Annotated in this window: 13 protein-coding genes; 10 read left to right on the top strand and 3 right to left on the bottom strand. The window is 69.5% G+C overall.

Annotated features, from left to right (window positions below):
- Positions 1-18 precede the first annotated feature (18 nt).
- Positions 19-1854: a glycoside hydrolase family 15 protein gene (locus ACWGI6_RS06100; protein WP_453266371.1), complete on the bottom strand. Its 1836-nt coding sequence runs from the start codon at positions 1852-1854 to the stop codon at positions 19-21.
- A gap of 317 nt (positions 1855-2171) precedes the next feature.
- Here ACWGI6_RS06100 and ACWGI6_RS06095 point away from each other — a divergent pair, with 317 nt between their 5' ends.
- The 4 genes from ACWGI6_RS06095 (at position 2172) to ACWGI6_RS06080 (ending at position 5106) form a co-directional block, all read left to right on the top strand.
- Positions 2172-2909: an HAD family hydrolase gene (locus ACWGI6_RS06095; protein WP_453266370.1), complete on the top strand. Its 738-nt coding sequence runs from the start codon at positions 2172-2174 to the stop codon at positions 2907-2909.
- Positions 2910-3122: 213 nt separating this feature from the next.
- The gene (locus ACWGI6_RS06090) at positions 3123-4133 is read left to right on the top strand and encodes a trypsin-like serine peptidase (protein WP_453266369.1); all 1011 of its coding nucleotides are present in this window, start codon (positions 3123-3125) and stop codon (positions 4131-4133) included.
- Positions 4134-4175: 42 nt separating this feature from the next.
- Positions 4176-4673 carry a potassium channel family protein gene (locus tag ACWGI6_RS06085; RefSeq protein ID WP_453266368.1) on the top strand — a complete coding sequence of 166 codons (498 nt, stop codon included), beginning with the start codon at positions 4176-4178 and terminating at the stop codon, positions 4671-4673.
- An 88-nt stretch (positions 4674-4761) separates the two neighbouring features.
- Entirely contained in the window at positions 4762-5106 is a 345-nt protein-coding gene (locus ACWGI6_RS06080; protein ID WP_453266504.1) for an MmcQ/YjbR family DNA-binding protein, read from the top strand.
- Between the two features lie 208 nt (positions 5107-5314).
- On the opposite strand, the gene ACWGI6_RS06075 is transcribed toward ACWGI6_RS06080, so the two are convergent.
- Positions 5315-5467 (bottom strand): hypothetical protein, encoded by a 153-nt coding sequence (locus ACWGI6_RS06075; RefSeq protein ID WP_393905079.1) that lies wholly within the window; start codon positions 5465-5467, stop codon positions 5315-5317.
- Between the two features lie 471 nt (positions 5468-5938).
- Between ACWGI6_RS06075 and ACWGI6_RS06070 the strand changes: the two genes are divergently transcribed.
- The 6 genes from ACWGI6_RS06070 to ACWGI6_RS06045 all read left to right on the top strand — a co-directional run bounded on the left by ACWGI6_RS06070 (position 5939) and on the right by ACWGI6_RS06045 (position 13182).
- Positions 5939-6352: a hypothetical protein gene (locus ACWGI6_RS06070; RefSeq protein ID WP_453266367.1), complete on the top strand. Its 414-nt coding sequence runs from the start codon at positions 5939-5941 to the stop codon at positions 6350-6352.
- Positions 6353-6459: 107 nt separating this feature from the next.
- Positions 6460-6855, top strand: a complete 396-nt coding sequence (locus ACWGI6_RS06065; protein WP_453266366.1) for a nitroreductase/quinone reductase family protein — start codon at positions 6460-6462, stop codon at positions 6853-6855.
- Between the two features lie 88 nt (positions 6856-6943).
- Positions 6944-9721, top strand: a complete 2778-nt coding sequence (locus ACWGI6_RS06060) for a helix-turn-helix transcriptional regulator (RefSeq protein WP_453266365.1) — start codon at positions 6944-6946, stop codon at positions 9719-9721.
- Positions 9722-10261: 540 nt separating this feature from the next.
- Entirely contained in the window at positions 10262-10837 is a 576-nt protein-coding gene (locus ACWGI6_RS06055) for a dioxygenase family protein (RefSeq protein WP_453266364.1), read from the top strand.
- A 69-nt stretch (positions 10838-10906) separates the two neighbouring features.
- Entirely contained in the window at positions 10907-12088 is a 1182-nt protein-coding gene (locus ACWGI6_RS06050) for a hypothetical protein (protein ID WP_453266363.1), read from the top strand.
- A gap of 398 nt (positions 12089-12486) precedes the next feature.
- Positions 12487-13182, top strand: coding sequence for a hypothetical protein (locus ACWGI6_RS06045; RefSeq protein WP_453266362.1), 696 nt, complete (start codon positions 12487-12489; stop codon positions 13180-13182).
- 60 nt (positions 13183-13242) lie between these two features.
- On the opposite strand, the gene hemC is transcribed toward ACWGI6_RS06045, so the two are convergent.
- A complete protein-coding gene (hemC, locus tag ACWGI6_RS06040; RefSeq protein WP_393905073.1) occupies positions 13243-14178 on the bottom strand; it encodes a hydroxymethylbilane synthase in 936 nt (311 codons plus the stop codon).
- Positions 14179-14242: the final 64 nt, after the last annotated feature.

Here is a 14242-nt window from a genome sequence, read left to right as displayed (position 1 = left end):
CGGCGCGGCTACGGCGCTTCAGCCCAGGGCCCGGTCGAGGTTGAAGGCGGCGCTGATGAGTCCAAGATGGGTGAAGGCCTGGGGGAAGTTGCCGATCTGTTCGCCGGTATGGCCGATCTCTTCGGCGTACAGCCCCAGGTGGTTGCCGTAGGTGAGCATCTTCTCGAAGGCGAGCCGGGCCTCGTCCACCCGGCCGGCGCGGGACAGCGCCTCGACGTACCAGAACGAGCAGACCGAGAAGGTGCCCTCCTCACCGCGCAACCCGTCCGGGCTGCGGCGGGGGTCATAGCGGTAGACCAGGGAGTCGGACACCAGCTCCTCGCCCAACGCGTCCAGCGTGGACAGCCATTTCGGGTCGGTGGGGGAGATGAACTTGGCCAGCGGCATCATCAGGACGGACGCGTCGAGGACGTCGTCGCCCTCGTGCTGGACGAATGCTTGTCGCCTGTCGGACCAGCCACTCTCCATGATCCGCCGGTAGATCGCGTCGCGGGCATGCGCCCAGCGGGGCATGTCCGCCGGCAGACCCCGGTGAGTGGCGATCCGCATCGCGCGCTCGATCGCCACCCAGCACATCAGCTGTGAGTACAAAAAGCGCTGGGCCTTGCCGCGGGTCTCCCAAATGCCTTCGTCCGGCTGGTCCCAGTTGTCACAGACCCAGTTGACCAGGGTGCCGACGGTGGTCCAGTGGTCGCTGGACAGCGGCTCCCCCCACTTGTCGTAGAGGTAGAGGGAGTCGATGAGGGCCCCGTAGATGTCCAGTTGGAGCTGGTTGACGGCTTCGTTGCCGACCCGGACGGGCGACGAGCCCAAGTGACCCTCCAGATGGAGGAGTTCTTCTTCGGGGAGTTCGCTGCGGCCGTCGATGCCGTACATGATCTGCAGCGGTCCGTCAGCGCCGTCATGGAGGCCGACGTTCTCGGACAGGAAGTGCACAAAGGCCTGAGCCTCGTCGGTGAAGCCCAGTCTGAGCAGTGCGTAGATGCAGAACGCGGCGTCTCTCACCCACGCATAGCGGTAGTCCCAGTTGCGCTCGCCGCCGACCTGTTCGGGCAGGCTGGTCGTGGGAGCTGCCACGATGGCGCCGGTCGGGGCGTACGTGAGGAGCTTGAGGGTGAGCGCGGAGCGGTGCACCATCTCCCGCCAGCGCCCTCGGTAGCGGGAGCGCGACAGCCACTTGCGCCAGTACTGCACCGTGGCGCCGAACAGCTCTTCCGCCTCCATCACCGGGCAGGCTCGCGGCTCCACCCCGCCGCCGATCCGGTCGAGCGCGAACACGGCTGCCTCCCCCTCGCCCAGCGTGAACGAGGAAGTGGCGTCCGGGCCGTCGATCTCGACCGGGACGCTGGAGGTCAGCGCCAGTGAGAGATCCGGGGAGTCGAACACGGTCTGGCCCTGCCGCGTACTCACCGTGTGCGTGCTGCGCCCGTAGTCGAAGCGGGGAGCCACCCGGGCGGTGAACGGCAGCGACCCGCGCACGCACAGCACCCGACGGATCAGCCGGTGACGGTCCGCCTCGCGTGAGTCGTCGACGATCGGCATGAAGTCCTGGACCTCGCCGACGCCGTGGTCCGCGAAGAACCGCGTGATCAGGATGTTGGTGTCGGGGAAGTAGAACTGCTTCGTGCGGGCGGGCACGTCCGGGGCCAGCTCGAAGGCCCCGCCCCGGTCGGCGTCCAGGATCGCCGCGAAGACACTGGGTGCGTCGAAGCGGGTGCAGCAATACCAGTCGATGGTGCCGTTGGTGCCGACGAGCGCGGCCGTACGCATGTCCCCGATCAGACCGTGCTCGGCGATGGGGTTGTAGCGGAGTGCGTCCGCCTTGCTGGGGCGGAGGCTCACAGCAGCGGTCATGCGACCTCCCCGGGACGGGGCTGCGGGAGCAGTGGATTCAGGTTACCTCCGCGCGGTTGTGGGCGGCGAGCGAGCGGCGCGGGCCTGAGCCCGCCCGATGTGTCACTGTGTGTGATCGATGTTCACGGAGGGAGCCGTCAGGGTCACCGCCGCAGCCACCGGACAAGGCCTGGAGGTGGGAGATGAGGGGGTGGCCGGTCCAGTGGAAAGTGGACAGAAGGGCCGCGGTGCGAAACCAGGAGCCGGCCCCACCGCTACCCGCGCCGCGAAGACGGTTCATCCCGTCGCGCCCAGCTGAACTGCGGTAGGAAGTACGCATGAGTTTTCTCCCTGTCTGCGGTCCCGAAGGGCCCCTCCGCGTCACCGCCGCCTCGCAAGCAGCAGCCCCGACCGCCGTCCGGGCCGTGCTCTTCGACTTCTCCGGCACGCTGTTCCAGATGGGAGCGTATGAGGACAGGATCCGGGCAGCCTCCGACCGGCCGGTGGACGACACGACGATGGACCGTCTGCTGAGCGGGCTGGAAGCGGGACTGTCCGACCCCGAGGTCATGCAGGCCCAACGAGCGCGGGACGTCTCCTCGAAGGCTCACCGGCATGCCTTCACCACGTGGTACGCCTCGGTCCCCGAACTCGCTCCGCTCGCCGAGGCGCTCTACGAACAACTGCAGGCTCCCGAGCAGTGGCTGCCCTATGCGGACACCGCATCCACGCTCGCCCACCTCGCACGGAACGGCCTGGCCCTGGGGGTGGTGAGCGACGTCGGCTGGGATCTGCGGGCGACCTTCGCCCACCATGATCTGGACCGGTACTTCTCGGCCTGGGTGCACTCCTACGAGCACCACACGGAGAAGCCCGACCCGCTGCTGTTCCGGCACGCCTGCCGCGAGCTGGGCGCGGATCCGTCGGAGACGCTCATGGTGGGTGACCACCCCGCCAAGGACGGCGGCGCGGTCGGCGCGGGCCTGCGTTCGTATGTGCTTCCCGCGGGATCCGCGCCCGGCTCGCTGCGCGGCCTCGACGCGGTGCTGCGACTGGCCGGACTGCCCTCGGCCTGAGCACGGGCGCGGAGGAGGCGCGGCACGGCGGCCCCGCGTCTTGGTGGTCCCCCGACTGAAGGAGGCCACTGTCGGCCGCCCGTGCCAACTCCCCACCACCAGCAGGAATTCCGGCCCGGCCTCTCGCCATACGCCTCCCCGCCGTAGGACCATGGCACGCTCGCTCGCACCTGTCCCCGTCCCGTACGCCAGGCCTTGGGGAGGACCCGGATCATGAGCAGACCGACTGCTGCACGCGGCCGTTTGACTCTGCGGCTCACCACCCTGCTTCTCGGACTGTCGCTCGCCCTGCCGCCCGGAGCGCTCGCGCAGGCGGCGGGTACCCCGGACGGCCCCGGTCACCCGGTCGCGTCGGCCGGCACGTACTGGAGCCCGCAGCGGATGAGGGCAGCCGAACCGGCCGTCGTCACCAGGAGTTGGCAGGCGCGGCGCCCGGCGGCGGGCCCCACTCCGCCGAGCCACCCGTTCGACGGTCTCCCCCAGGTGGGGACCTTCTTCTGGACGGACGGCAGCAACACCGGCCGGTTCTGTGGCGGCACGGTCGTACGCAGCCCGCACCGCGACCTCGTGGTCAGTGCCGCCCACTGTCTGCGCTCCCCCGACCCGAAGCGCCACCTGTCCTTCGTGCCGCAGTACCACGACGGGCTGAAGCCGCACGGCATCTACCCCGTCGACCGCATCTACCTCGACCAGCGGTACTACGACCTCGGTACTGACGCGGGTGCCCGCTGGGACTACGCGGTGGTACGGCTCGGGGCGAGGGAGGACGGGGCCGAGGTGGAGGAAGTGACGGGCGGCTTCGACCTCCTCCCGTACCCGGGTTACGACCACCGGAACGTACGGCTCATCGGTTACCCCGGCAACAGCGACACCAGCCACCCCAAACCCCTGGACTGCGCCTCCTCCACACATCGCTACACCAGCACCGACCCGGCCGCCCCCGGCGACTTCCTGGAGATTGCCTGCGCGGGCTATATCGGCGGCACCTCCGGCGGGCCGTTCCTGGTACGGGACTTCACGGGTTACGCCCTGATCGGGGTCATCGGCGGCTACCACACGGGAGGCGACATCCCGGACGTCTCCTACAGCTCGTACTTCACGACCGACACGCTGGCGCTCTATGTACACGCCGTCCGCGGCGACACGCCTGCCGCACCGCGCTGGAATCCGCCATCGACATATCCGAGCGTTGCGTTGGGTGCTGTTAATGTCAGCGATGGCTAAGGGCTGGATGCCCAGCAGGCCCGCAGTGGAAGGTGACGCCCGTTGGTGCCGTCGTTTCTCTCGTCCGTACTGAATCGCCTCTTCGGCAATGAAGCGTGGCGCCGGCTTCATGCACAAGCGGCGCTCTGGGTCACCCTGGTCATGACCGCGGTACTTCTCGGAGGTGCCGCTCTGGTCGTGGTCGCCGAATCCGGTGCGCCCCGCGCCAATATCACGTCGTATCCGAGGGCATTGTGGTGGTCGATCGAAACAGCGACCACGGTGGGATACGGGGATTTCTACCCGGTCACGCTGTGGGGCCGCATCATTGCTTCCTTCTTGATGCTCAGCGCCATTACGGCGTTCGGGGTCATCACGGCCGCCCTGGCCACCTGGTTCGTCGGCCGCGCTGAGCAGGACATGGTCCGCGTGGGCAAGGCGGTGGGGAACCATGCACGCGAGGATGCGGAGGCGCTTCGTTCGGAACTGCATACGCTGCACACGCGGTTCGACCACGTCGAGAATCTGATCCGGGACAAAGGTTCACACTCCCCCTCCTGACCGAGGAACGTGGTGGTCCTTGACCGAGGAGCCTTGTGGTCCTTGAGGGGGTACGCGGCGTTCCGTGCCCCCGGGTAGGTTGGTGGCCGTGATCGATTCCGCTGATGTCCGCCGTATCGCCCTTTCCCTGCCCGAGACGGTGGAGAAGGAAGCCTGGGACATGCCCACATTCCGGGTCGCCGGAAAGATGTTCATCACGATCCCCGACGATGAGACATCGTTCGCCGTGCGCTGCCCGATGCATGAGCGGCAAGAGTTGATTGCCGCGGAACCGGCGAAGTTCTGGGTGCCGCCGCACGAGGCCGGCTCCGCCTGGGTGCGGGTGCGGCTGGCCGAGCTGGAGGATATGGACGAGCTACAGGACATCCTCGTGGACTCCTGGAAGCAAGCAGCTCCGGCGCGGCTCGTGGATGCCTTTCCCCGGACGGACTGAGTCCGCGCATCCTGTGCGACGCCACTCCCCCGACGGATTCACTCACCACGTCCCACCGAGGGACGCCGAGCCAGACGGAACAGCTCGGAGTCCTCAGGGGTGCAACGCATTTCCACATCCCGACGGGCTGCCGCCAAGCCATCGCTGCACGGCTCTGACGACGGCTGCACGGCTCGGATGGCGAGGGCTGCCGGCAAGGCCGCAGAAATCAATGTCGGCGTCGCAGATCGCTCCAGTCCAGCGCTTGGGTGGCCGTCTGCTGGGAACGCTCGGCGGCCTCGCGGGCTTCGGCGAGGATGTCTCCGTGTTCCTCGACGAGCTCTTCGTAGATGGGGGTAGGGCTGGAGGTGGAGGTAGTCATGTCGGCGTCCCGTTCCCTTGTGATCCTGTGACTGCGGCTTGGTGCGTTCTCGCCGCCCCGGGAAGTAGGGAGCACCACAGTTTGCAAACTCGGTGCACAAAGGGAGGTTGTCCCCACTCGTCCACCGCTCCCCCGCGCGGGCGCTGGACATCGTGTCATGAGCGCGGCGGGCGCGCAAAGATCATCCCAGGGGCCGAGACCGTTGACGGGGAACGTCCGGAACCGGGATCGCCGCTGGAGGCGTTCGTCAAACTCGCCCGTGAGGCGAACGCGCCGGGGACCGGTCCCCTCTCCGTCGTACTGAGCACGACCGGGAAGCTCAAGGAGAGAGAAATCGAAGTGATACCCCGCCCCTGACCGAAGCCCGCCCGGCCCGCCGGGGTGCGTCGTTCCCACGCGCTCCGGTCCCGGCGAGAGCTTCGGCCGCAGCCGGTCATCTTCGTTCTCGATACATCAGCTGGAGGAGAGCTCGTGAGTGAGGCGCTGTACGTAAGGTTTCAGGGGACCAGGCGCAATCCGAGGGGTCATTTCCCCGGCATCTTCGGCCTCGCCAACGGCCTTGCCCGCCAGGGCAAGTTGAGCGACGAGCAGTACCGCTTCTGGCGCGCCGGCAACGACTGGTACGACGCCACGTACACCAACCCCTCGCGCATCGACCCCACTGTCTACGATCGCGAACTCAACCCAGGGGCCGTGGCGTGGTTCAAGGCTCACGCGGTGCATCTCATCGACCGGGTGGACGGCTACTTGGAGCTGCTGGCCGCGCATGACGTGGCCTGCGAGCGGATCGAGTCCACAAATCCGGGAAGGATTATTTATGAGGATGACGAGCAGGTCGTTGTCGTGCCGTGGGAGAAGGAGGGCCCGGGGGCAGCGAGGCCGTGATCCGGGGACAATGGTGACATCGTGACGAGTCATGCCGCGGCGCATCCGCGCACTCTGACGGCCTGACCATCGCCGAGGAATTCCAGCAATGAACGGATGGGCCACGGATGTCGCGCTATCGCGAGATGAAATTTCGGACTGTGACGTCGTTCCAGAGGCGGATCGGCAACCCGATCCTCGCTCGGCTGCCGCAACAGACCCTCCTGGAGACGACCGGACGAAAGTCCGGATTGCCCCGTCGGACACCGATCGGCGGACGCCGCGTCGGGAATGAATTCTGGTTCGTTTCCGAGTACGGCGACAAGTCACAGTACGTACGGAACATCCAGGCGCATTCCCGGGTCCGGGTCCGGATCAAGGGACGGTGGCATGTCGGCACCGCTCATGCGGTCCCACAGGACGACGCTCGGGCGCGGCTCAAGGCCTTGCCGCGGTTCAACAGCGCTGCGGTCCGGGCGCTCGGGACCAACCTGCTGACGTTCCGGGTCGATCTCCTCGACTGAGGCGCCTGGGCGGCGGAAGTGTGGCCGCCTGCCGGTGCGGGGCGGCCACCACGTGCAACGCTGGTGCGAAGGACGCCTGTTGTGCAGGATGCCTGGTGTGGCGAAGTCGTGGGGATGTGAAGCATGTGGTGCGCCGCTCCCGACGCCCTCACGGGCTGCAAGCGGCGGCACGGCTCCGGGCGGCCGGCCCGCGCGGTACTGCTCCAGTGCCTGTCGGCAACGCGCGTTCCGGCAGCGCGCGGAGCGTCGCGTCCCGCCTCGAACGGAGCTGGCGGGGCGCGGACTGCCCCCCGCGCTCGACGCGTTCGTGGGTCGTGAGCGAGAGCTGTCGCGATTACGTGCGCTGCTGAGTTCCTCGCGCCTGCTGACGCTGACGGGCCCGGGAGGGGTGGGCAAGACACGTCTGGCACTGGAGCTGGCGGGCAGCGTCCGGGGCGCACACGCGGGCCGTGCCCACTGGGCCGCACTCGACTCGCTGCAGGACAGCGAGCTGCTGCCGCAGGCTCTTGCCACCACCCTCGGGGTGCGCGAGCGCGGCGGCCGGGCAGGCGTCGAGGCACTGGTGCATGCGCTGGGCACTCGCACGATGCTCGTCGTGCTGGATAACTGCGAGCATCTGGCGGACGCCTGCGCGCAGCTGGCCGCGACGCTGCTCGCCCGTTGCCCTCGCCTGCGGATTCTCGCCACCAGCCGGGAGCCGCTGCGCGTCCCCGGCGAGGTCGTCTTCCGTGTCGGCGAACTGTCGCTGTCGCCCGCAGGCGAGGACCACGACACCGCTGAGCTGCTGCAGTCGGAGGCCGCCAGGCTGTTCCTGGAGCGCGCCCGGAGAAGCGACGCGGCGTTCGGGCTCGAGCCCGGCGAGGCCCGTACGGTGGCCGAGATCTGCCGACGGCTGGACGGGCTGCCGCTGGCCATCGAACTGGCGGCGGGCAGGGCGGGCTCGCTCTCCCTGCCGGGCATTCTGCACGGCCTGGACGATCAGCTGTCGCTGCTGACCGATGGCAGTCGGACCGGGCCCGGCCGGCATCGTGAGTTGGGGGCCGCGATCGACTGGAGTCATCGCTTGCTGGATCCGTTGGAGAGGGTGGTCTTCCGGCGGCTGTCGGTCCTCGGGGGCGGCTTCGACGCCCAGGGAGCCGCCGCGGTCTGCGCCGACGGAGCGGAAAACCGGGACGGCGACGAGGGCGACAACGAGCACGGGGGCAAGGGCGGAGGAGAGGACGGAGACCGGCACGGAGGGGAGGACGGAGACCGGGAACGGGGCAGCGGACGGGACGGATGCGGAGACGTCCGCGAGGCGGGCGGCGCCGGCCACAGGGGCGAAGTCCACCGCAGGGACGGCATCGACCATAGGGACGGCATCGCTCCCCGGGACGGCGTCCACCACACGGAAAACCCCGGTCACCGAGCCGCCCCGCACCGCACCGTGCGACCGGAGCAGGTCTTGCGCGTGGTCTGCGCGCTGGAGGCCAAATCTCTGGTCGTGAGGGTACGGGGGGATGAGCCGCGGGGCCCGGCGAGGTTCCGGCAGCTGAGTGCGATCCGGGCCTACGGGATGGCGCGGCTCGCGGAAGCCGGGGAGCTGCATGACACATGGGACCGGGCGCTGGACTGGCTGGCCGGGCAGGCCGCGGGAGCCGTCGCACCGGGGACATTCCCCGACACCACCGAGGGGCCCCTCGCCCAGGAGCAGGAGAACCTCGCGGCAGCCGTCGCCTACTCCGCCTCCCGTTCCGACCGTCGGCACGCCCCGCTCGCCGTGGCCCTGGCCCGGTTGCAGTACCACCAGGAGCAGTTGACGGCCGCGCGCACGCTGTTGTCGGGGGTGTGGGAGCAGATGCACGACCGCGAAGACCGCGGCGCGGCATTGGCACTGGCCGCGCGGTCGGCCTGTCTGCAGGACGACCATGCCGCGGCCCTCGCCTTCGCGCAAGAAGCCGTCGCCGTCGGGCGCAGGGGACGGGACCCCGCCAGGCTGGCCAATGCCTTGGACGCACTGGCGGCCGCTCGGCTGTGCCGGGGCGAGTTCTCCGATGCCGTCGCTGTTTTCGCCGAGTGCCTCGACGTGGTCCACACGCTCGGCCGCCCACTGGACCTCGCGCTCTGCCGGCACCATCTGGCCTGGGCGCTGCTCCAAACGGGCGGGGTCGCACGGGCCGAGCAGCTGATGCAAGAGTGCCTGCCCGAGTTGGAGGCGAGTGCGCCGCCAGGCCAGTTGACGGCCGCTCTGCACACCGCAGGGGCGATCCGGCTGGCGCAGGGCGATGTGGCTGCCGCCGAGCGGCGGTTCGCCGAAGTACTGCTCAAGACGCCGCCCGGCGAGAGCTTCCATACGCTCTACCCGCTGGAGGGGCTGGCCATCGTGGCGGCCGAGCGGGGGGACCTGGAGCGGTCGCTACGGCTGTACGCGGCCGCCGCCGCGATACGGCGGCGGATCGACACGGAGCCGGAAGCGCACTGGTGGGGGCAGGTGGAGGCGGCCGTGGCACGGGTCAAGGAGCGGGTCCACCCCTCCGGGGTCAGCGCGGCGATGGCAGCCGGTCGCCGACTGCGCGGAACGCGATTGGTCGCGTATGCACTGCGCGGTACGCAGATCCGTTCCATGGGGCGCGACAGTGATCATGAAGGGCACCCCGGCCGGGTCGGCGTGGCCGGGCAGCCCCCGCTGACCGGGCGCGAGTCGACGGTCGCCGAGCTGGTCGCCGAGGGCATGACCAACCAGCAGATCGCCTCACATCTCGGTCTCTCCAAGAGCACCGTGGCCAGCCATCTGGACCGGGTCCGGGACAAGTTGGGGGTCAGGTCCCGTACGCAGATCGCCGTCCGGGTCGCGGGACGGGCACCGGACGCCGAGCCCGGCCCCTGAGCGGACCGGAGCCACCGACGGCCGTTCGCCCGGCGCCGGTGGTTTCGTCACGCACACAACTCGTAGGTCATCCGACCGATGCGGGGGCCGATACGGCATCGGAGGCTGAGCGGGAGAGCGCACCCGACGGGCCGATCACCCCACGGCCGTCCCAAGCCGTCCCACCGGATGGCCGTCACACGGACGATCGTCACAGGAACAGCGAACGATCGTCATCAGCAGGGCCGTCACAAGGACACCACCAAGGACACCCACCGTCAGCCGTTCGTCACGTCACCAGCGCTGACCCCGGCCGTCCATACCGGCCTGCCCTCGTCGGGTGCCCCGTCAACGAGTTCCTTCCGGCAAGGAGATGCGATGCGGTACGCCGACGATATGAGCCCGGGGTCTGACACCGGCCCGCGGCCCCCGGCACGGGCAGGCGGCGAGCAGGGAAGTTCGAGGAGGTCCTTCATCAGGTCCACTTCCGCGGGCGTGACCACCGTGGCCCTCGGGGCGAGCCTGGCTGCCTCGACCGGCTCTGCGGCCGAAGCTTCGGAGGTGAGCCGGCCAACAGCGGCACGCCGCGGGGCACGCCCGCTCGCCGTCACCCCCGCCTGCTCGGGCCAGGAGACTCCGGACTCCATCGAGGGCCCGTTGTTCAAGCCCAACTCCCCCGCACGGGGCGATCTGATCACCCCGGCCACCCGCGGGGTACGGCTCGACCTCAGCGGAGTCGTGTACGACACCAGCTGCAAGCCGCTGCCCGAAACACTCATCGAGTTCTGGCAGTGCGATCAGAACGGCGACTACGACACCTCGGGGTTCTCGCTCCGCGGGCACCAGTACACGGACAGCAGGGGCGCCTACCTGCTCCGGACGATCATCCCCCGTGACTACTGGGGCCGTTGGGGCCAACGGGCACCACACATCCACACCCAGGTGCAGGCGTCCGGCGGCCCCGTGCTCGTCACCCAGCTGTACTTCCCCGACGACACCCAGGCGTACGGCCGGGACTTCGCCGCCCTCAACGCCGCCGACCGGCTGTTCAACCGCGCCTGCGCCGTCGGGCTCACCGGCCCGAAGGACGGCAGCTACACCGGCACATTCGACTTCGTGATCACCACCAAGGTCTAGCGAGCAGGCGGGCGCCCATCAACCGCCCCCGTGCGCTGACCTGATCCCCCACCAGACAAGGAAATGCCTATGCCATCGACTAACTCCCTGCCCAGGCGGCGTCCCGGCCGGATACCGCTGCTGCTGGCCTCGCTTGCCGGCACCGTGGTCACCGGGGCACTGGTCCTGACCGGCATCAACGGTGGACCGGCCGCGTCCGCAGCAGCCACCGTTCCCACCTCGTCCGACACCGCTCCCGCGTCCTCGGCATCCCGCGCGGACGGGTGGCAGGCAACACAGGTGCCCGTAAAGAAGGGCGATCTGACCGCGATAGCCGCTCTGAGTGACAAGCAGGCCTGGGCAGTGGGCTATCGGCTGAAGAGTGCCACCGCTCTCGAGGCCGTCGCACTGCGCTGGGACGGGACGTCCTGGACCCAGGAGTCCACACTGCCGGAGAACAGCTTTCCGCAGGCCCTCGCCGTCCGCTCGGCCACCGATATCTGGGCGGTGGGCAGCGCTTCCGTGCACTGGGACGGCTCCAAATGGACCACACACCAGCTGGCCCGCGATCCGGGCGGCCATGTCGTCCCCGACGCCGTGACAACGACGTCCGACGGCAAGGCCTGGACGGTGGGCCGGGCGATGAGCCGGTCGATCAAGGACGGAGTCCCGGCCATCCAGTCGTGGGACGGCACGAGCTGGCAACGGCAGACCCTGCCCGATGTGGGCACGGGCGAACTCAGCAGCGTAACGGCCGTCGCTCCGGACGACATCTGGGCGGCCGGTGCCGCGTATGCCGCCGACGCCAAGTCACCGCAGACGGCGCTGCTGCTGCATTGGGACGGCACCAGCTGGAAGCGGGTCACCGTGCCGGGCCCTCAGAAGTCCCACAACTGGCTCGGCGGAGTCACCGCGTTCGCCTCCGACGACATCTGGGCGGTGGGCGGCAGCACGTCCGGTAGCGCGGATCGTCCCCTCGCGGTGCACTGGAACGGCACCGCCTGGACAGCGGCAAAGACGCCGGACGTGGCGGACGGCCGGCTGCGTGCCGTCGGCAAGGCGGCGAACGGCGATCTGTGGGCCGTCGGCGGGAAGGGCGCCGCGACCGTGGCCCTGCGGTGGAACGGGAAGACGAACCAGTGGGACACGGCTTCCGCTCCGGGCATCGTCGTACGGAGCTTCACCACGGTGCCCAAGAGCGCCGACCTCTGGGCCGCCGGCATCTCCGAACAAGGAGACCTCGTTCCGGCAATCACCCGCCTGAAGGGCTGAGCCGACGGCCGTCGTTGGGGTGGACAGAGCATGCCCGTCCACCCCAACGGTCCGCCTTCGACCCCAACGGTCAGCTCTGACCCCAACGGTTCAGTCCCGGTCCCAACGGTAGCCCCGGTCCCAACGGTCAGCCCCGGTCCGGTGGTTGACCCCCCCCGGCGCCGGTCGCACAGCGCCGGTGCGGCGGCTGGTCCACCGCACCGAGGCCCTGCACCACGTGCTACCGGACGGCCCGGCGGCCCTCCTCGCCGCTGCCCTCGCGGCGGCTTCCTGACGATCGGCCGGGCGCGCGAGTGGTGCAGGATGACGACACCGCGGCGCGGTCCGGGCGCAATGCGTGCGCGCGGAGCGGCAAGGTACCGGTCGGGGCACGACAGCCACGCGGCATGATGACCGCCATGATGGAGATACCCGGGTACGCATGCGGACCGCTCACGCCCGAGCCGGAACTGCTCAAGTCAGCCCTCTTCTGGCCCGGCCACCTGTACTCCATCGCTCAGCGCGAGGAGACGGAAGAGCTGCTCTTCGGCGCCGACCACGACGCGGCCGAGGAGTTCCACCGGCAGTTGACGGAACGAGCGAACTGGCCCGTCTTCACGATCCCGCTGGGCGCTGAGCACCGTCTCCACGTCGTCTACCGCACCGACAACGACGACCCCGGTGTCGACTACCTCCTGCACCACCCAGCCTGGGAACGTGCCCTGCTTCTCGCCCGGGACGACGGGCATTTCATGGGACCGGCCATGTCCTGGTCCGAGCTGATCAGCGCTGCCGACAACGGTCTGGCCGGGGGCAGCACCACCGACCCACACGCCCGCCTCCTGCTTCTGCTGCCCGCCATGGGAGACGACGACCTCCCGGATAGCGCGATGCCACGCCTGGCAGCCGCACTCGATGCCCGCACCTCCGCCGAGGCGCCTCACGACCTTGCGGCTGCGCTCGTCGAAGATCAAGGCTCGACCGGCCCCACTTCCTGGACCACCCACAACGGAGTTCTCGCCAACGACGGCACGCACTCCTACCGAAATCCGGCCAGTACCTTCGCCTTCACCACGGAGGACCAAGGCCGCGTATCGGCAGCATTCGCCCGCTGAAGGCCCCCAATCGGCCTCCCACCTCGGTCAGAGCTCGCCGGCCCAGGTGGGACACGGACGTCAGTGCGCGATCCCGTCGATCAGCTCGCGGGCGCCCTGACGCAGCAGGGCGACGGCCACGGATGTGCCGAGCGTCTCCGGGGTGAGCGGGCCGGCCCATTCGTGCGCGTTGAGAACCGTCTTGCCGTCCGGGGTGAACACACAGGCCCGCAGCGACAGTTCACCGCGGCCGTCGGTCTTGGCGTAACCGGCGATGGGGCTGTTGCAGTGGCCCTGCAGCACGTGCAGCAGCATGCGTTCGGCGGTGGTCTCCTGGAAGGTCCGGGGGTGGCCGAGACCGCTGACGGCGTCGATGGTGTCGGTGTCGCCCTCGCGGCACTGGAGCGCCAGCACGCCCGCGCCGATGGGCGGGCACATCTCGTCCACCGACAGGATCTGGGTGATCACGTCCGTACGGCCGATGCGTTCGAGACCGGAGACGGCCAGCAGCAGTGCATCCGCCTCACCGGCCGCGAGCTTCTCCATACGGCGGTTGGCGTTGCCGCGCATCGGCACACACTGCAGGTGCGGATGGGAGGCGGCGAGCTGCGCGATCCGGCGGACCGAGGAGGTACCGATCCGGGTGCCGTCGGGCAGTTCGTCGAGAGTGAGCCCGTCGGGGTGGATCAGCGCGTCCCGGACGTCATCGCGTTCGAGGAACGCGGCAAAGGTGGTGCCGGCCGGCAGCGGGCGGTCGCCCGGGATGTCCTTGACGCAGTGCACCGCCAGGTCCGCCTCACCGGCCAGGAGGGCGGCGTCGACCTCCTTGGTGAACGCCCCCTTCCCCTCGACCTGGGAGAGGGCGCCCATCCAGCGGTCGCCGGTCGTCTTGACCGGGATGACCTCGGTGGCGATGCCGGGGTGGAGGGCGCCGAGTTCGGCGCGGACGCGCTCCACCTGGGCCAGGGCCATCGGCGAGTCGCGGGAGACGATACGGATCAGTTCAGGCGCGGACATGCGCCTACGATAGACCGTCAGATCCGTAGCACGACCACCAGCGGGCCCGGTCGGCCCGCCCTCC

Source organism: Streptomyces sp. NPDC054786, assembly GCF_053611685.1.
Note: the sequence above shows the minus strand (reverse complement) of the source record. Positions and strands in the feature narration are given on the sequence as shown.